We start from the raw sequence: 18247 nt of genomic DNA on the forward strand, positions 1-18247 counted from the left end.
ATGTAAACCGAAATGATTATGAAGAATTTGTTTAGTGTTGTGATGTGTTTTGTTGCACTGGGTTTTGTGTCTTGCGAGAAGGAGTCTGTGCAGGAAGCACCAGGAAATATACCTGGGATGGGTAATAATCAAGGGCAGTTAGAAATTTCGGAAAGTTTCGATATGCCAGAGGATATAAGTATTGTGGGTACGATTACAGGTGCTGTGGAAGAGGAAGAGATAACAGCTGCAAGCCTAAAGTCTTATTCCAATTGGGATAGTTTTGGTAGTGGGCAGGATGTGATCTTAAAGGTTACTCTACAGAATAATAGTGTTTCCAGAAGAACAGTTTTCTTTCCTAAAGGTTTGGTTTGGAAATGTGTAGCTGGTGATTTTCAGCATGGAATTCAAATACAGACTACTTGGCTAAACCTAGGAGCAGGCGAAACAAGGACTATTACCATTCGCTTGTATTGTGCTAACTTGCATATGGATACCCCTGATTATAGTGGGATTTATGAGATATTAGGTGTGACTAGTTCTAAGGTATTATGGCGATTTTTGGATCTGATACAATGGAGAATGGTAAATTACGAAATGTATGTTGATAATAGTCTTAAGGCTGGATCGTCTGATTTGCCAGAGTATACTGATATGGCAGCTAAATTGCAAACCATGATACATAAACTTACGGATACGGGAGAAACGCTCTCGGATGAAGATATTGCTTTTATTGAAAGTATTCCCGAATTACCAGTTGAGCAAAGACCGGTTTTGGAATCTGATGGTACATATTCTGAAGATATTTTAGAATATGGACAATCCAACCAATAGGTTTGCCCCCCAATGAGGTGTCGAATAGTTGCTTAGTGTATCATGTGTGATCGATTTTACGAAGATCGGTCGGGTGAATTTATGCCTGCTTTGATTCTTCTTGCACATTAGACACCGATTGCTTTATTATTAGAAGTATGCAACTTTGAAGATATGCATCAAAGGGTAAATCTTAAGAAATGGATTTGCCCTTTTTTGCAATATCATTGAGCTCTTTTACCCAAGCTATTTTGTCGTTCATCATAATTCATAAGTTAATGGCTAACTATATTCAGATTACACGTAGAAAAGTTATAATTTGTTTAGGTAATACCCGTGATTAACAACGAATATCATAAACTTAGTTTTAGAAACCAAAAGTGAAATCATGAAGACTATTTTGTTAAATATTTTTAATGGGCGGGTCATCTCTCCTTGGTGGATTTTAGTCATAGATGTTGGTATTTCGGTCAATGCTTTTTTAATTGCCTTTATTCTTCGTTTAAATATTCAGCTTTCTTCGTACTCAGTTTCAGAATTGGTGTTTAATGGGGGGTGGGTATGTTTTGTATATCTGATCTCATTCCTTTTGTTCAGATCCTATAGAGGCGTTATCCGACATAGTAATTATAATGAGTTTAAGTTATTGGCGGTGGCCTGTTTTGCAGCATTTAGCTTTTTAATGTTGACAAATACAGTGTTGGACCTTGTTAATTATCATTTGTTTAATGTTCCTCGTCTAGTTCTTATCTTCCATTTTCTGATGACAGCAGTTATTAGTTTTGCTTTCAGAATGGTTGTGAAAGAAACTTATAGTTCCTTGACCAAGAAAAATACTTATACCAATGTATTTATTTATGGAGCAGGAGAAATGGGCCAAATTACTTTGGAAGCTATTAGGAGTGATAAGAACAATCATTACAATGTGGTAGCTTTTATAGATGATAATTCAACTAAATGTAATATGAACTTACATTCTATCCCTGTTATCAGTTGGAAAAAAGCTTTGCACGTAGGAGATGATAAAAACGTGGGAGTGGTTATTTTAGCGATTAACCATATTACAGTTCAACGTAAACATGAAATAGCGGAGTCTTGTTTAGATAAAGGTTGGAAACTTAAGGTGATGCCTTCGGTAGGTAATTGGGTAGATGGGATTTCCAATCAAAATCAGATTAGAGATATTCGCATAGAGGATATACTAGGCAGAGAGGAGATTAAGTTGAATCAATTGCAGATCATGAATGGTTTAGGTGGAAAAGTAATTCTTGTTACGGGAGCTGCGGGATCCATTGGTTCAGAAATAGTGCGGCAGTTGTTGCGTTTTCCCGTTCAAAAAATTGTGATGGTGGATGTGGCAGAGTCGGCATTGTACGACTTGCAGCAAGAGTTATTGCTTAGTCATAGTGATGCGCCCTTTGATGTGATCTTGGCTGATGTTACCAATGAATATCGAATGCAGGGTGTTTTTGATAAGTATCGTCCCCAAATAGTGTTTAATGCAGCGGCCTACAAACATGTACCAATGATGGAGCAGTTTCCTTATGAAGCGATACGCGTGAATATAGGCGGTGTAAAAGTATTGGCAGACCTGGCTGTGGAGTATAAGGTTGATAAGTTTGTGATGATTTCTACCGATAAAGCCGTTAACCCAACCAACGTAATGGGTGCTTCCAAAAGAATATGTGAAATATATATACAGGCGCTCTCGCAACAGAAAGGTGTCAATACGGAATTTGTGACTACTCGTTTTGGTAATGTATTAGGATCCAATGGCTCTGTTGTGCCTTTGTTTAAAAAACAGATAGAAAGGGGAGGGCCTATAACCGTTACTCATAAGGATATTACGCGATATTTCATGACCATACCAGAGGCGTGTCAATTGGTTTTAGAAGCCGGTTTTATGGGTCATGGCGGTGAAATATTTGTGTTTGATATGGGTGATCCAGTGAAGGTGGATGATCTGGCTAAAGAGATGATTCGTTTGTCTGGTTTGAAATTAGGAGAAGATATTGAAATTAGTTATACCGGATTACGACCTGGAGAGAAACTGTACGAAGAACTGTTGGCTTCTAAGGAAAATACTTTGCCAACACATCATAAAAAAATAATGATTGCTAATGTGAGAAGGTATAACTATGCGCTAGTGAATGATAAGCTCAAGAGTATGTTGTTGGCACTCAAAATGGAGAATAACCAATTACTGGTAACCAGGATGAAAGAAGTGGTGCCAGAGTATAAATCACAGAATAGCCAATATGCCGAATTGGATAAGGAACTGGTATTGAAATAGCCGATAGGCTCTTGTGTGATGTATTATGTATTGAAAAATAGATCTTTGTGTATAGTTTTAATACATTGGACAAAGAAGTTTTATCAATTGGTTGAAATATTATAGATTTGGTTTGTGTTATGGTAACATATTGAATAAATAACAATGCGCGATATGAAGGAAGAAATAAGGAATTTTATTGCCGAGACTACATTTTGTGATCCAACAAGCATCAGTGATGAAACTTTGATTTTTGACGAAGGAATCTTTGATTCTATGGGGTTGTTGGGTCTTATTAGTTTTTTAGAAAGCGAATATAATATTACCGCTGAGGATACCGAACTACAGGAGGAGAACTTTGGAAGTGTGGAAAGAATAGCAGCGTATATAGAGAAAAAAAAAGCAGCGTAAAATAGCTTTTCAGTAGTTGTTGTCGGCTGGAGGATGATAATATTCTATGGCTCATGTAAAAAGCTAAGCTATGTGCGGTATTGCAGGATTTTTAAATAATAGTGGGGTTAAACATACTGAGTTTGTGTTGAATGCAATGTTAACTCGTATTCGTCATAGAGGACCTGATGATTGTGGTTTGTTCTTATCAGATAACGCATGTATTGGTAATGTTAGATTGAGTATTGTTGATATCGCTTCTGGTACTCAACCCATGAGTGTGCAGAATGGAAGGTACTGGATAGCTTATAACGGAGAGGTGTATAATCATCCGGAACTAAAAAAAATACTGGAGAAAAAGGGGCATCGGTTTTATACCGAGTGTGATACAGAGGTGGTGCTTCATATGTATCAGGAATATGGTGCCGAAGGTCTTTCGCAATTGAACGGACAGTTTGCTTTTGTGATTTGGGATACGCTGGAAAAAGAACTTTTTATGGCTCGTGATAGAATGGGTATTCGTCCTTTGTTTTATACCAAACCAGATCACAATAGCTTGGTTTTTGCCTCTGAAATAAAGGCCTTGTTTGAATTTCCCAGAGTAAATAGAGCATTGAGTGTTGAAGGTTTAAATCAAGTGTTTACCTTTTGGACGACCTTATCGCCCAATACTGCATTCAAAAATATTTATGAGTTACCTGCGGGAAATTATGCTAAAATTAAAAATGGAAATATCATTATAAAACCCTATTGGTCTTTGTCTTTTGCTAATAGACAACAAATATCATTGACGGATGCAGTGGATCAATTTCGTGATCTCTTTCGTGATGCGATTAGCTTAAGGATGAGGGCTGATGTGCCAGTGGCGGCATATCTGAGTGGAGGTATCGATTCTACGACAACCACAGCTTTTATAAAAAAGATGTTTCCGGAAGCATTGCGTACGTTTTCTATTGGTTTTGAGGAGAAGGATTATGACGAGTCCGTTTTTCAAAAGCAGGTTGCGCAGCATTTTGATACTAAACACCATTCGGTGTCATTTAAAAATGAAGATGTGGCAGGGTTATTTGAGAAAGTAATCTGGCATGCAGAAATACCGATTTTAAGAACAGCTCCTTTTCCGATGTTTAAATTATCAAAATTGGTACGAGACAAGGGTATTAAAGTGGTTATTACTGGTGAAGGGGCCGATGAAATGCTCGGTGGATATAATATATTTAAAGAAGCAATTATTCGTCATTTCTGGTCTAAATATCCCCAATCGAAATGGCGCCCTTTGTTGTTGAAAAAATTATACCCCTATTTGCCGCATATAGCCCATTCCGGGGCAGCGGGGTTAAAACTTTTTTTTGGATATAAATTATCAGAAACAAGTTCTCCTGCATATTCTCATTTGTTGCGTTGGAATAATACCAGTAGAATCAGAAAATTTTTGTCAAAGGAATATAATGTTGATGATAATAGCCTTGTTCAAAAGTATGAAGAGTTAATTGCTGCTGAAGTGAAAGCTTATTCACCATTGGCAAAGGCGCAGTTTATAGAGTCTAAGATGTTTATGTCAGGGTATTTATTGTCTTCGCAGGGTGATAGAATGGCCATGGGTAATTCTGTGGAAGGGCGTTATCCTTTTCTGGATCATAGAATAGTGGAGTTTTGTACCCAATTACCTGATGATCTAAAAATTGCAGGACTCGATGAGAAATTCTTACTTAAGCAGGTAGTGAAAGATGTGATTCCTCACTCAGTTTTAAATAGGCCGAAACAGGCTTATAGAGCTCCTATTTCTCAGGCCTTGTTGAATGAAAAGTCTGGGTTTGTGGATGCGACATTAGATGTTTCCAAATTAAAAGACCTGGGGGCTTTTGACCCCCAGAGTGTTGCGAAGTTGGTGTCTAAACTTCGTCAAAACCATATTGTTAGTGAGGTGGAGAATATGGCACTGATGGGGATGCTGTCTACTCAGGTGTTATTTGATTTATATATAAAAAATTATAAACCCCTTAAACCCGATGAAGTCAATAGGGGAAGGGTGATGAATCGAATTTATTAGTAATTTACTAAAAAAATATACAAATGAACCGTCAACTGTTTAGTAAGGATATTCTTCATATCACTAATATAGATGAAGTGATTGATGCTATTTGTGAGCAACTTCGTGAAGATGTGAATAAAAAATTTAGACGATATGGTGGCGTAATTGGAATTAGTGGAGGAATTGATTCTTCTGTTACTTTGGCTATTGCAGTGCGTGCATTTGGTGCGGACAGATTATTGGGACTTATGTTACCTGAAACAGATTCTAGTCCTGATAGCGAGAGTCTGGCGAGAGAACTGGCTGATAAGTTTGGTGTGCAGTGCATTGTTGAAAATATTAGTGGTGCCTTGGATGGCTTTGGGTGCTACGTCAGGAGAGATGAAGCTGTGCAGAGAGTGATACCAGAATATGATCCGTCGGTGGATAAGATGAAGGTGGTAATACCGCAGGAGTTTGTCAATAAAAATTTACCCCCTGTACATTATGTGTCAGTGACATTCGCAGATGGTTCTGAGAAGTCAGCTCGTTTACCTATGAAAGAATACCTGCAGATTGTGGCCGCTTCTAACTTTAAACAAAGGAGCCGGGCTAATATGTTGTATTATCATGCTGAGGCCTTGAATTACGCTGTGATAGGAACACCGAATAAACATGAAGTGCAACAGGGCTTTTTTGTGAAATACGGCGATGGTGCGGCAGATGTGATGCCTATTGGTAATTTATATAAAACGCAGGTATATCAAATAGCAAAGCATCTGGGAGTACCGCAGGGTATTATTGACCGGACACCTACCACAGATACCTATTCGGCTGAGCAAACACAAGAAGAATTTTTTTATCAAATGCCGTTTGAAATAATGGATCTGCTGTGGTATGGTTGGGAAAATGGTTATTCGCCTGAAGAGGTAGCTCTTGTAATGGAGATGACAAGAGTAGAGGTGGCAAATATTTTTAAAAATTTTGCACGTAAAAAGAAAACCACGGAATATTTACGGACTGCACCTCTACATCATTATTATATTTAGCATCCTGCCTGTGTGAGTGATCATAGTATATCTTTAATAAAAAGCAGTATTTTGCATAGTGATCTTGCGAGGTTTTTCTTTAGCCATTATTTAACAAATGCTTGAACATGAATTGTGTTGATTATTTATTGCCTAAGAAAGTAAGAAAAGAAGATTTGTTTGTCTTGGGTAAGAAGGAACAATTGTCATTTTATGATTTGAAATGGCAGGTGGCTGCATTGGCAAATCATTTGAGAAGGGTAGTGGGCTGTGGAAATAATATTATTTTGTTATCTCCTAATAATAATTTCTTCATTGTTTGTTATCTGGCTATTATGAAATCAGGTAATGTGGTGATTCCCTTAAATCCGGCAACAGAGCACAAGTCAGTGGCTTTTATAAAGAAGCAAGCGAAAGTAAGGATCGCATTTGTTACTGCCATGTTTCAAAACAGAATGAAAGTGGAACTGGGAGAGGTATGGAATGAAGAGGATCTTCTAAGAATTTTTGACAGTGAAATAAAGGTCAAATACAAGGAGGAGGAAGACTTTGATATGCACAGCTTGGCTCAGATTATTTATACTTCAGGCTCAACAGCTATTCCCAAAGGAGTGATGATATCCCATAAAAACATCATCGCCAACACTTCCTCTATTATCTCTTATTTACAACTTACCTCAGACGATATCATGGAGTGTGTCTTACCTTTTTTTTATTGTTACGGATTATCTCTTTTACATACACATTTAAAAGTGAAAGGTAAAATAGTTTTGAATAATCGCTTTTTGTTTTTAGGTACGGTATTGGAAGATCTTGAAAAATATAGATGTACCGGCTTTGCCGGGGTTCCCAGTCATTTTCAGATTTTATTAAGAAAATCAGATACTTTCACATCGCAGACATTTCCGCATTTACGGTATGTAACACAGGCAGGAGGTAAATTACATGATGTTTTTATTGAGGAATTTCAGGAGGTACAACCGGGGGTAGAGTTTATTGTAATGTATGGTCAAACAGAGGCCACAGCACGTTTGTCATACTTGCCTTCGGAACGTTTAAAAGATAAACTTGGTTCTATAGGAAAAGGGATGCCCGGTGTGGAACTAAAGGTGGTGAATGAATGTGGGGATCCTATTCAGCCTGGTGAGGTGGGCGAAATAATTGCCAGGGGAGATAATGTTATGTTAGGTTATTACCTTGATCCGCAAGAGACAGCGTCTACTATTAAAAATGGATGGTTGTATACTGGTGATTTAGGAAAAATAGATGAGGATGGTTTTATTTATCATGCAGCTAGAAAAAAGGAAATTATTAAGGCAGGCGGAAAAAGAGTAAGTCCCCGTGAAATAGAAGCTGTGCTTGTTGAGATGCCAGGAGTGGTAGATTGTACTGTTAGTGCAGAGGCTGATGATATTCTGGGGGAAGCTATAAAAGCAACACTGGTGGTGAATAACTCTGATGTGGTGTTAAACGAAACAATGGTAAAGGCATTTTGTAGCACCAGGTTGGCCGTCTACAAAATACCTCACATGATTGAATTCACTTCACGAATGAATGTGAATGCCGCAGGAAAGAAAGTGAAAAAACGCTGAATTAAATTCTGGTGTAAAATGGTTTTTATTAGCTAGATTACCAGCCGTTAAAGCTTAATACCTCTTCTATTGTTTTGCGTTTTTTATGTGGAGCCTTTAGTTCAACAGGGTAACCAATGGTGAGTATGGCCATGGGTTCCCAATATGGCTCATTTTGAATCACTTCCTGTATTAATTGGGGGTTAAAGTGACAGACCCAACATGTTCCCAATCCAAGCTCTGTGGCCGCCAAGGTCATGTGATCGATCGCTATTGCGGTATCTATGTCGCAATGATCTTTTCCATCGAATGATCTTTTCCATGATTCCTCGTGATTACCATATACAATGATAAGATTGGGGACTTTAGCAAACCACTCTCTGGGATATGCTGCATGAATTTTGTTCAGAATTTCATCATCGTCGACGGCAATGAATTTCCAGGGCTGACGGTTGGCAGCCGATGGAGCAAGCCTGCCTGCATTGACGACTTGTTTTATTAATGTTGGGTTTACCTTGTTCTCGTGATATGTCCGAACGGCATATCTCGATTTTATTAGCTCTTTAAAATGCATGATAATTTTTGTTTTGCTTCCATCTGAAATGATTTTACAATATATCAAATCTTCTTTGTATTTTTCAAGCATTAAAATAATTTTCATACATGTTTTTTATTCTTTCTAAAATATTGTTATTCCTTATATCCCCCATTTGGTGGGTTCTGAGCTTGTTGTGGGCGTATGTTGTTTTTAAAAGATTCAAATGGCGAAGATGGTTATTGTTAGGGGCTTTGGGTATTTTGATTGTTTTTTCTAACCAACTTTTGTATTATCATGTGAGTGGGTGGTGGGAAGGTGAGTTGGAAGACACCAGTGGATTGAATCAGTTTGAAGGTATTATTTTGTTGGGTGGATTTTCAAATTATCGTGCAAAATCTCAACGGATTCAATTTACCCGCAGTAGCGACCGTTTGTTGCAAGCTTTGCGTTTGTATAAAGAAGGCAAAGCACAGCGTTTTATATTTACAGGCGGTTCTAGTCGGATTATTGTTAGGCAAAAAAGTAGTGGTGAGTTTTTGAAGGATTACCTTGTTGGGTTGGGAGTGCCGGAAGATTCTATTTTAACGGAATGGAAATCCAGAAATACTCATGAAAATGCAATAGAAACATTAAAGATGCTACAGAGAGAAGGTATAGCAGATAAAAAGTTTTTGTTGGTGACATCGGGTTTTCATATGAAAAGAGCTTTGGGCTGCTTTGCTAAAGCAGGCATAGATGTGACTCCTTTTAAGACTGACGCCTTGCAAGCCAATAGACCACCTGAAGTTTGGGAATGCTTGATTCCATCGGCATCTGTGATGGCTACTTGGGAACTGTTATTTAAAGAATGGTTAGGATACCTTGTATATAAGATACGTGGGTATGCCTGATTTGTTTTTCCTTCTGTTGGCTATGGGGATGTAATCTGCAGACTTTTTTATTACTTTTGCAAAAATATTTGTAGCACAGAAAATTTATTAGATGGATTTTAAACCTGAGTTGTTAATCCCGGCAGGGAATATTGAGTCGTTTCATGCGGCAGTTGAGGGTGGGGCAGATGCCATATTTTTGGGATTAAAGCAGTTTAATGCACGCGGTCGCGCCGTTAACTTTTCAAATGCCCAATTGATTACCATGTTGGATATTGCAGGGAAGAAGAATGTTAAAATCTATGTAACACTCAATACAGTCATCAAGAACTATGAGATTCCGGAATTGTTGGATGTACTAAATTTTCTGTCTCAGACCTCGGTGAGTGCTGTTATTATTCAGGATTGGGGGATATGGTATCTGGCAAAAAAATTCTTTCCTTCTTTGGTTCTTCATGCCAGTACACAAATGGCTAATCATAACTCTATTGGGGCTAACTTTTCGAAAAAAGCTGGGATTGATAGGGTGATTATGGCGCGGGAGCTGACCCATGCTGAGTTACAGCTGATAATGCAAAAAGCACAAATTGAGGTGGAGGTTTTTGTGCATGGAGCCTTGTGTTATTCATTTTCTGGATTGTGTTTGTTTAGTAGTTATCTAGGGGGTAAAGGTGCGAACCGGGGACAGTGTACCCAGCCTTGTAGACGGGTCTTTAAGGATGATGGTAAAAAGCATGCTATATTTTCGTTGAAGGATAACCAGCAAGTTAAGTTGGTACCTGATTTCACCAAGATGAAAGTAGCCTCTTTGAAAATTGAGGGGAGAATGAAGTCCTCTGCCTATGTCTATCGGGTGGCTCAGGCATACCGGATGGTCATTGATGATCCCGACAAGCTGCCTGAAGCAGAAGAAATGCTGAAGTGGGATTTCGGTCGTGAAAAAACTGAATATTTCATGGGAGGTAAAGTGAAAGGAGCTATTTCTAATAATACGAATAATGGGATTTTTCTGGGTGCGGTAAAAAAATTATGTGATGATGGTTTTTTTGTTCAATCAAAACTCTCCATTGAGGCGGGACAACAGTTGCGTGTTGTTAATAAATTGGGAGAGTCTGTTTCTGTAAAGGTGAAAGAGGTGCGTGAGGAGAATGACGTTTATCACGTATTTACCAGTAAACACATCAGAAAGGGAGACGATGTTTATTTAATAGGTTTACCATCACGTAACTTTTCCAATAAGTTTGATGCTTTAAAACATCAGAATGTAAAGTCGCTTAGTGGTGCCTATAAGAGGAAAATTAGACAGGACATACAGATTAAAAATCAACAAGGTAGCCATCTTGAGTTTTTTGTACGTATTGATAATATTGAATGGTTGCGTAAACTGAGGGTGGATGATTTTAAAGGAATATTATTGGATATTCCCAGAAAAGATTGGCGAAAAATACCATTTGATAGTCCCTTCTTTAAGAAAAATTTGTCACGTTTTTATGTGGAACTTCCGGGTTTTATTCCAGAAACCCATTTGCAGGAAATGTTACAAGATATCAAGTGGCTATGTCGGAGTGGGATGAAAAATTTTGTACTGAGTCATTTATCCCAATTGGATATGTTGCCAAAGGGGTGTCGAGTGATTACCAACGAGCGGGTATATGTGTATAATGATGCAGCTGTCAGAGGTATCAAGTCCTTGGGTGTGCAGTGTATTACCTATCCTGTTGAAAATGACTTCGAAAACCTGCAGAATGGTACGTCCAGAGATGGTATTGTGCCGGTGTATGCCAACCCTGAGCTGTTTTTTGCACGTATGCCCGTGGAAGTTTATCATCCTGAAAATGAATTTATGGATAATACAGATAAAGCGTTCAAGCGTTATGTGCGTAATGGCATGACTTCGGTGTATTCAAATACTCCAGTGGCTTTATTGCAGTATGCTCAACTCCTCAAAAAAGAAGGTTTTTTTAGGTTTATGTTTGATTTACGCACAGAGTCACCATCCAAACATTTACCAGCAAAATTGTTCAAGAAATTTAAAGCTTCGGAACAACTGCAACCTTCTACTACCTTCAATTTTAAACGAGGTTTGAGCTAGCTTTCTGTTTTATTTCCATTTTGCTAATTTTTGCATATTGTAGTGGGGTCATACCTACAAATTCTTTAAATGTTGCGTAGAATGTTGATTGTGATTTAAATCCTGCATTGAGACCAATACTTTTCATGGGTATTTTTTCCTCATTATCCTTTATGCAGCTTTTGCAATAATTTATACGGTGCTGGTTAATGAGGGTATTGAAGTTGCAATTAAATTCACTGTTAACAAGTTTAGAAACATATGTAATGTTTGTGGCCAGTTTATTGGCCACAAATTCAAGAGATACATCTTGATTTTTATAAATCTCTTGTTTCTCAAGTAACTCCACTAAACGGGAACGTAATACGCTTTCTGATTTTTCGGGTTTTATTGTGTTCACTTCTTTAAGCAGACTCTCGATTACGCGCTTTTGATCATTTACGAGTAATTGCTGTCGGTAGATAGCCCTAAAAGCTCTTAATCTCGCTGCTTTATGAATGAAAATAAATACGGTGATTGAAATTACAAAAATTAGAGATATACTTATGATTATCAGAAGAAGTCTGCCGATTTTAAGTTGGTTGGCCTGCATTGCAATAATGGCCTCATTATGCTTTTTTTCGTACTGTAAAGTGAGCTTATTAAATTTGGTGTTTTGTACTTCACTGTTCCACCTGTCTTTATAACTAACATACTGTTCCAGTGCTTTTGTATGTTTTTTATAGTCGTTTGTTTTTTTATAGATATCAACAAGGCGTTTACTTGCAGTAACAGCCCAGCCAATGAGGTTTGCTGAATCGGCCAGAAAAACGGCTTTTTTTAAGTTGGCTTCACTTGATTTGAAATTTTGATTTACCAGATCGAGGTCTCCAAGGTGGAATAAGCTAGATATAATTGACAAAGGTTTATTATAGTGTTTTTTTCTGTGTTCATAGCTTTTTTGATAATAGTGATGTGCATTATCATAATCGCCCCTGAGATAGTAAAAATTTCCGGTATTGCTCAAGGCATCGCCAACACTTGCGGGTTCATTTATCTCAATAGCCATCTTTAATGATTTTTTGAAATATGTTTCTGCTGTATCCCAATCTTTTTTTCCAGCATGAATAATCCCCATGTTTTCATAGCCCCTTTGTATTTGCTCCCTGTTTTGGTGTGCGGTAGCAAGGTCGAGATGCTTTTGTTCCCATTTTAGTGCTTCATCAAACCGTTGCGCATCTCTGTACATCCTGCTAATGTCCAGTAGGTTCAAGGTTAACCTGTAGTTGTTGTTTAATTGGGTGGAAAAGGAGATGGATTTTTTTATATGGTCAAATGCCTGAGAATATTTAGATAAGCGACGATAAGAAAATCCAATGCGGTATTGAAAATACTCGCGGCCTATTAGAATATCGTGGTTTTCTAATATACTATCGGCTTTGGTGAAAAACGGGATCGCTTTTTCGTATGCTGCAATTTCAATATAATACTCACCTTTTTTAGCCTGGAATGCTGCAAGATGAATGGGGTCATTCAACTTATTTACCAATTTTTCTGCATCTGCCATTATGTGATTGTACTTCTTATATTCTTGGTTTGTTAATACATCAACTGCCGACCGTAATAGTAAGGTGGCTTTCAAAGTATGGTCGTTTAATAGCGAGGCAGCATTTAAAAAGGTAATGCCTGCACTGTCATAATTTAATTTTGCCTCATAGTCAAGACCTTTTATATGAAGAATACGGGCCTTAGATAAATCAGATAACTGAAGTGTATCATATTTTAAACACTCATTAAGAAAGTATGGGATAGAATCTCGTGATGTTCTATGATTTTTCACCGCTTGTTCATGGATGATTTCAATTTGAGAATCGTATGTGCTGTTCTTTCCACATGCAGACATGATGACTAAGAGCAGAGCAATAATAGAAGTTGTAATAGTTGAATTCATAGATTTTTTTTGAAAGGAGGCAAAAATATTCAAAAGCCTTCTAATTCAAAAACTTTTTTTTGCGATGTGTATACATTCCGAAATCTTTAAAAATATTCCAGAATCTTTAAATCCTAGTGTTGACGGGTAGTTTGTGGCTATTTGTCTCCTATATTTGGCCTTCGATATAAGTCCGATATATGGATGTTTTATTTGAAATTTAGCTTAAAAAACATGATAAAAAAAGTAATGAACATGAGAAAAAGAATCAAAATCCTAGGTGTTTTAATTGGGTTGACTTCCGTATTGTGGGCACAGAACCCGACGGTTGAATGTGTATCGTTCAGAGATGGTTTTGAAAAATTTCCCCTGCCAGGTACAGGTGTTATCACACTTCGTTCAGGAGAGTCGATTAAAGGAGAATTTAAACAGGGAATGACCATTAAAATGAATAAATGGCAATGGCATGGAACAGATGGAGAATTGCATCAAATTAAAGAAGCTGATGTGCAACGTGTTGTTTTTAATCCCGACATGAAGTTTGTTGACAAGGATATTGCTATTAATGTTGGTATAAGTATTGGCGGGAAAAATGCCAGTGATGTAAGCAATAAAAATCTTCCTTTTAATATCTCCCAATTTGATTCCTTTAATAAGGAGAAATATTATAAGCCACTTATCCTCGAAAGGGTGGTTACAAAAGTATCAGCTAAAGGAAAGGAAAACTCACAATTAATGTTGCTGGTAAATAATGGTTTTGCGGATAAATATAAGGTTTACGTGAGTCTTGGTCATATGAAATCTGAGTTTGGAAAAGATTTTAATTTATTCTCGCTCCTGTTTGGTGGGGGAGAAATGGGAGATTATTACTCTTCTTTCCGAGTGCAAAAGAAAGGTACCAGAGAGAGCTTGTTGATTAAAAAACCTGGTCTCATTCCTTTTTTGTTTGGTTCATTTAGAAATAAAGAGTTTGTAGAACTTTTTGGCGATAACCCCGATTTCATGGCTTGTTATCCCAAATCATTTAAAAGGAAGTTTAAATATACTCCAGAGTTTTTTTGGGTGTATAACCATAAATAATACTTAAGATAAATTACTTAACAAAAAAAACAAATCATGAACAAAATTCAATTATTTACGATTCTTCTCTTTACTCTTGTGATGATGTCGTGTAGTAAAGATGATGACAATGAAGTGCAAATCGGAGAGATTACAGGTGGAAATATTACAGAAAATCATGGTACGGTGCTTCTGCAATGGAATGCTTATGAAGGTGCTCTTGCCTATTATGTATTTGTGGGAGGTCAGAGTATATCTGATATTCCTTATACAGGTACACAGGCAGTGATTACTGAAATTGAAGATAATGATATTGTTGAAGTAAAAGCGTATGCTGATTCTGAAGCTAGTAAATTGCTGGCTATCTTACAAATAACTTACGAGGAAGCACCTCTTGTTGCTCCTTCTTCCCCAACGGAAGCGACCGCACTTTCTCCAGAAAAAACGAGTGTTGATATTCAATTCACCTATAGTGGGACATGTGATGGTATAAGCATATATGCCGAGACCAGAACTGGAGAGTCGGTCCCTCTAATAACCATCGACGATGTTACCGAAGGTGAGAATAATGTTCGGATCTCATCCTTAGAGGCAGATACTGAATATACTTTGTTTTTGTATGCTTTTAATAAAAGAAATGAAGAGTTGGTTTTTTCTGATGCAGCAACAGTATCTTTTACAACTGCCAGTGAAATTGTAGATTTGAAGATAGAGTCTTATGGATATGAGGAGAGCTATGGAAAAGGTTTAAGAATGAAGGTCTTGATAGTCGCTTCAGATTTATTTGCAGATCAAAGTGATTGGACAGGATATGGCGACTTAGTACTTGAGATGTATAGTTCATCTGAACCAGATGGTGATTTTAAGTTAGCTGCAACCGATAAATACTTTTATCCAGATTGGGAGTATAGCCAATTAGTGGATATGATTGCCTATACAAAAGATATGGGTTGGGAGAATGGACAAACTTATTATTTACAGGTAGTGGCCAAAAATAAAGATGGAGAAATATTAGGACAAACTGTTGTGCAGGATATGGTTTATGAAGAACCTGTTTCGAATGAGATTATTCCGGGTAAACCTGAGGGAGTGTCTCTTAGTTTGAATGAAAATTGTGTGTCTATTAGCTGGGATAAGGCTAGCGACGCAGTTAAATATTGGGTGTATGTGGCTAGTTCAAAGAATATGGCTTATAAATCAAAGGTAGGTGAAGTAAGCGGTACTTCTATAAAAGATTGTGATAGGGGTAAAAACGTTAAGATGTACTATCAGGTGGTCGCTATATCTTCGACAGGAAATAAATCTTATAGTAGTGTAATAGATATTTGGCTGTAAGGCTTATTGTGAGATCGAACTGTTTGAAAATTAATACGAAGGCTTGTGGAAAAAAACAGCCTTCGTTTATATATGAACAATCGTATTTTCATCAATTTCTTGATTTTTGAATATTTTAGTAACTGTTCGTGAGGTATAGCGTATACCATTTTAGTAGGATTTAAAATATATGAATCTACTTGTATAAGTGGCTTATAATGAAGAGTAATGGGTTGTTCTAAGGCGAATGCATAAGTAGAAGATTATATGTGTATTATTAATAATTAAAAAGTTTAAATGATGAAAAATGTTTTTACAGTGTTATTTCTTTTTGTTGCAGTAACCATTGTACAGGCACAAGTTAAAGAAGGTGTTAAATATCAAATTGTGAACAAGTCAGGACGAGTTCTCGATGTACACAAAGGTAGTAAAGACAATGGAGCTAATGTTCAGTTGTGGGATAATAATAAATCTACAGGTCAGCAGTTTACTTTTATAAATGCTACCGGAGGGTATTATTATATTAAAAATGTAAATTCAGGTAAGGCACTTGATTTTTATAAAGGAATTGATAAAAGAAAAACCAATGTCACTCAATATCAAATTAATCTTACTGATGCTCAAAGATTTAAGATTGTTAATGATAAAGATGGCTATGTTTATATCATGACAAAGGGTGGCAATTGTCTTTCGTCTGAAACGGTTCACGGTCAGAAAGGTTCTAACGTATTATTATGGTCTAAGAACAATGTGGCACGATGGAAGCTTGTTGAATTTAAAAAATAAAATTTTTAAAAGAAGCTGTTCATTCATGAACGGTTTCTTCCGTTTTTGGGATATTGCTTATTGTGATATCCTTTTTTTGTTTACAATTAGTTCTACTTTAACAGATTAAAATGATCACTGAAAAAACGATAATTTAGTATTGTTTTTCTTTCGTAATAAACAGTAAATTAGTATATTGCAATTGAAACAAAGAACAAAACTCAAGTTTGCAATGGGTAACGGGCGAAAAACTTAAAAAAATATACGAATAATGGTAAAACACTGCTAGCGGTCAACAACCGACTTGAAGTGTATTTATCTGAATTTCAGCACCATTTTAAAAATAGAACAAAATCCAACTTCGACAAAGCTACTCAATACGTCGAAGGTCTAGCTTTAAGCGATTTGAAAAACATCGAACGCATCACTGAGACATTAAACGCAGACTACCATAAGATGCAGCATTTTATCACCGAATCCAATTGGGATGCAAGAGCTGTCATCGACCAAATAGCAAATCAGGTAGACCAATCACTCCCAAACCAAAAATTAAAAGGATTACTCATAGACGAAAGCGGATGGGTGAAAAAAGGTGACAAAAGCATTGGTGTTGATCACCAGTATTGCGGGAACGTTGGGAAGACTGCAAACTCGCAGGTTGCAGTTTTTGGTTGCTTGTGCACGGACAAATATGCAGCGTTGGTCGACACGAGACTGTACCTTCCAAGGTCATGGTGTACTAACAACGCCAGGTGTGAAACTGCTGGCATCCCCAAAGAGGACAGGGTTTTCAAGACAAAACCGGAGCTGGCTACAGATATTGTGAAGCACCAACTGGAAATGGGTATCGAGTTCGATTACGTTGGGGGGGATGGACTTTATGGCAATGACCTTGCGTTTACCCGTTCGGTTGAGGATATGGGTTTGGTGTACATGCTTGACATTCATAGCGATCAAAAAATCCACCTTGAAAAACCAGAACTACATATTCCAGAGCGAAAGAGCAATCGTGGGCGCCCACCCAAAAGGCCGAAGGCAAGCACCCCATCGGTAAACGCTAACGAATATATAGAAACGCTTACAAACAAGGACTGGAAAAAGCTTGACATTCGTGATTCTGCCAAGGGAAAGCTGAAGGGATTGTTCCATTTTAAGACAGTTTACATTTGGGATAAGGTTCAGAACATTGTTGAGAAACGGTTGCTGGTCATTTCGAAAAGAAAGACAAAGCAGGGAGTAGAAATAAAATATTCGTTCACTAACGCAGAACTTGCTCAATACACGCATCAGGCGCTGGCATACATGCAGGCACAACGCTTTTTCATTGAGCATAGCTTCAAAGAGCAAAAACAGATAGTAGGCTTGGATCAGTTCCAAACCCGCAAATGGCTGTCATGGCATCACCAAGTAGCCCTCAACTTAATGGTGGGCAGCTTTATGCTGAAAGAAAAACTATTGAATCAAGACGAAGTCCCATTGTTGTCGGCAAGAGACATTATGGATTTTATGGTATACAAATTTTATCGTGAAATGACCGATGAACGGATGCTGGAAAAACTGCAGCAGCGACATGAAAAGCGACAGCGTGACATAGACCTCTGTTATTCAAAGCAATAAATCTGTTAAAGTAGAATTAGGCTGTTTCTTTTTTTATCATT

General features: G+C 37.4%; 14 protein-coding genes. 12 read left to right on the plus strand and 2 right to left on the minus strand.

What is annotated here, in order from left to right:
- Positions 1-18: 18 nt before the first annotated feature.
- From CYTFE_RS0101485 to CYTFE_RS0101510, 6 genes are all read left to right on the plus strand, one after another.
- Positions 19-813 carry a hypothetical protein gene (locus CYTFE_RS0101485; RefSeq protein ID WP_027470357.1) on the plus strand — a complete coding sequence of 265 codons (795 nt, stop codon included), beginning with the start codon at positions 19-21 and terminating at the stop codon, positions 811-813.
- 367 nt (positions 814-1180) lie between these two features.
- Positions 1181-3085: a polysaccharide biosynthesis protein gene (locus tag CYTFE_RS0101490; protein WP_052342919.1), complete on the plus strand. Its 1905-nt coding sequence runs from the start codon at positions 1181-1183 to the stop codon at positions 3083-3085.
- Positions 3086-3229: 144 nt separating this feature from the next.
- On the plus strand, positions 3230-3475 hold the full coding sequence (locus CYTFE_RS0101495) for an acyl carrier protein (protein ID WP_027470359.1): 246 nt from the start codon (positions 3230-3232) through the stop codon (positions 3473-3475).
- A 70-nt stretch (positions 3476-3545) separates the two neighbouring features.
- Complete coding sequence (gene asnB / locus CYTFE_RS0101500) at positions 3546-5504, plus strand: asparagine synthase (glutamine-hydrolyzing) (RefSeq protein WP_027470360.1); 1959 nt, start codon at positions 3546-3548, stop codon at positions 5502-5504.
- Positions 5505-5527: 23 nt separating this feature from the next.
- Complete coding sequence (gene nadE, locus CYTFE_RS0101505; protein ID WP_027470361.1) at positions 5528-6514, plus strand: NAD(+) synthase; 987 nt, start codon at positions 5528-5530, stop codon at positions 6512-6514.
- Positions 6515-6621: 107 nt separating this feature from the next.
- On the plus strand, positions 6622-8085 hold the full coding sequence (locus CYTFE_RS0101510) for a class I adenylate-forming enzyme family protein (RefSeq protein WP_027470362.1): 1464 nt from the start codon (positions 6622-6624) through the stop codon (positions 8083-8085).
- 37 nt (positions 8086-8122) lie between these two features.
- On the opposite strand, the gene CYTFE_RS0101515 is transcribed toward CYTFE_RS0101510, so the two are convergent.
- Complete coding sequence (locus CYTFE_RS0101515) at positions 8123-8725, minus strand: nitroreductase family protein (protein WP_235208147.1); 603 nt, start codon at positions 8723-8725, stop codon at positions 8123-8125.
- A 2-nt stretch (positions 8726-8727) separates the two neighbouring features.
- Between CYTFE_RS0101515 and CYTFE_RS0101520 the strand changes: the two genes are divergently transcribed.
- Together CYTFE_RS0101520 and CYTFE_RS28210 are read left to right on the plus strand one after the other, a co-directional pair.
- Positions 8728-9492, plus strand: coding sequence for a YdcF family protein (locus tag CYTFE_RS0101520; protein ID WP_027470364.1), 765 nt, complete (start codon positions 8728-8730; stop codon positions 9490-9492).
- A 91-nt stretch (positions 9493-9583) separates the two neighbouring features.
- The gene (locus tag CYTFE_RS28210) at positions 9584-11563 is read left to right on the plus strand and encodes a peptidase U32 family protein (protein ID WP_027470365.1); all 1980 of its coding nucleotides are present in this window, start codon (positions 9584-9586) and stop codon (positions 11561-11563) included.
- Here the strand turns inward: CYTFE_RS28210 and CYTFE_RS0101530 are convergent.
- Positions 11544-13472, minus strand: coding sequence for a tetratricopeptide repeat protein (locus CYTFE_RS0101530; protein WP_154665599.1), 1929 nt, complete (start codon positions 13470-13472; stop codon positions 11544-11546). The genes CYTFE_RS28210 and CYTFE_RS0101530 overlap by 20 nt on opposite strands.
- Positions 13473-13706: 234 nt before the next feature.
- Between CYTFE_RS0101530 and CYTFE_RS0101535 the strand changes: the two genes are divergently transcribed.
- From CYTFE_RS0101535 to CYTFE_RS0101550, 4 genes are all read left to right on the plus strand, one after another.
- Positions 13707-14531 (plus strand): hypothetical protein, encoded by an 825-nt coding sequence (locus CYTFE_RS0101535; protein WP_152541745.1) that lies wholly within the window; start codon positions 13707-13709, stop codon positions 14529-14531.
- 36 nt (positions 14532-14567) lie between these two features.
- Positions 14568-15845: a fibronectin type III domain-containing protein gene (locus CYTFE_RS0101540; protein ID WP_044262474.1), complete on the plus strand. Its 1278-nt coding sequence runs from the start codon at positions 14568-14570 to the stop codon at positions 15843-15845.
- A 276-nt stretch (positions 15846-16121) separates the two neighbouring features.
- Complete coding sequence (locus CYTFE_RS0101545; protein ID WP_081735880.1) at positions 16122-16610, plus strand: RICIN domain-containing protein; 489 nt, start codon at positions 16122-16124, stop codon at positions 16608-16610.
- A 288-nt stretch (positions 16611-16898) separates the two neighbouring features.
- A complete protein-coding gene (locus tag CYTFE_RS0101550; RefSeq protein WP_027470370.1) occupies positions 16899-18206 on the plus strand; it encodes an IS701 family transposase in 1308 nt (435 codons plus the stop codon).
- Positions 18207-18247 lie beyond the last annotated feature (41 nt).

The organism is Saccharicrinis fermentans DSM 9555 = JCM 21142, assembly GCF_000517085.1.
Taxonomy (GTDB): Bacteria; Bacteroidota; Bacteroidia; order Bacteroidales; family Marinilabiliaceae; genus Saccharicrinis; species Saccharicrinis fermentans.

What these genes read in the sequence shown, in the direction of transcription:
- CYTFE_RS0101485 (WP_027470357.1), top strand. Translation starts at nt 19, where the DNA reads ATGAAGAATTTGTTTAGTGTTGTGATGTGTTTTGTTGCACTGGGTTTT.
- CYTFE_RS0101540 (WP_044262474.1), top strand. Translation starts at nt 14,568, where the DNA reads ATGAACAAAATTCAATTATTTACGATTCTTCTCTTTACTCTTGTGATG.
- CYTFE_RS0101490 (WP_052342919.1), top strand. Translation starts at nt 1,181, where the DNA reads ATGAAGACTATTTTGTTAAATATTTTTAATGGGCGGGTCATCTCTCCT.
- CYTFE_RS0101545 (WP_081735880.1), top strand. Translation starts at nt 16,122, where the DNA reads ATGATGAAAAATGTTTTTACAGTGTTATTTCTTTTTGTTGCAGTAACC.
- asnB (WP_027470360.1), top strand. Translation starts at nt 3,546, where the DNA reads ATGTGCGGTATTGCAGGATTTTTAAATAATAGTGGGGTTAAACATACT.
- CYTFE_RS0101515 (WP_235208147.1), bottom strand. Translation starts at nt 8,725, where the DNA reads ATGAAAATTATTTTAATGCTTGAAAAATACAAAGAAGATTTGATATAT.
- nadE (WP_027470361.1), top strand. Translation starts at nt 5,528, where the DNA reads ATGAACCGTCAACTGTTTAGTAAGGATATTCTTCATATCACTAATATA.
- CYTFE_RS0101535 (WP_152541745.1), top strand. Translation starts at nt 13,707, where the DNA reads ATGAGAAAAAGAATCAAAATCCTAGGTGTTTTAATTGGGTTGACTTCC.
- CYTFE_RS0101530 (WP_154665599.1), bottom strand. Translation starts at nt 13,472, where the DNA reads ATGAATTCAACTATTACAACTTCTATTATTGCTCTGCTCTTAGTCATC.
- CYTFE_RS0101495 (WP_027470359.1), top strand. Translation starts at nt 3,230, where the DNA reads ATGCGCGATATGAAGGAAGAAATAAGGAATTTTATTGCCGAGACTACA.
- CYTFE_RS0101510 (WP_027470362.1), top strand. Translation starts at nt 6,622, where the DNA reads ATGAATTGTGTTGATTATTTATTGCCTAAGAAAGTAAGAAAAGAAGAT.
- CYTFE_RS0101520 (WP_027470364.1), top strand. Translation starts at nt 8,728, where the DNA reads ATGTTTTTTATTCTTTCTAAAATATTGTTATTCCTTATATCCCCCATT.
- CYTFE_RS28210 (WP_027470365.1), top strand. Translation starts at nt 9,584, where the DNA reads ATGGATTTTAAACCTGAGTTGTTAATCCCGGCAGGGAATATTGAGTCG.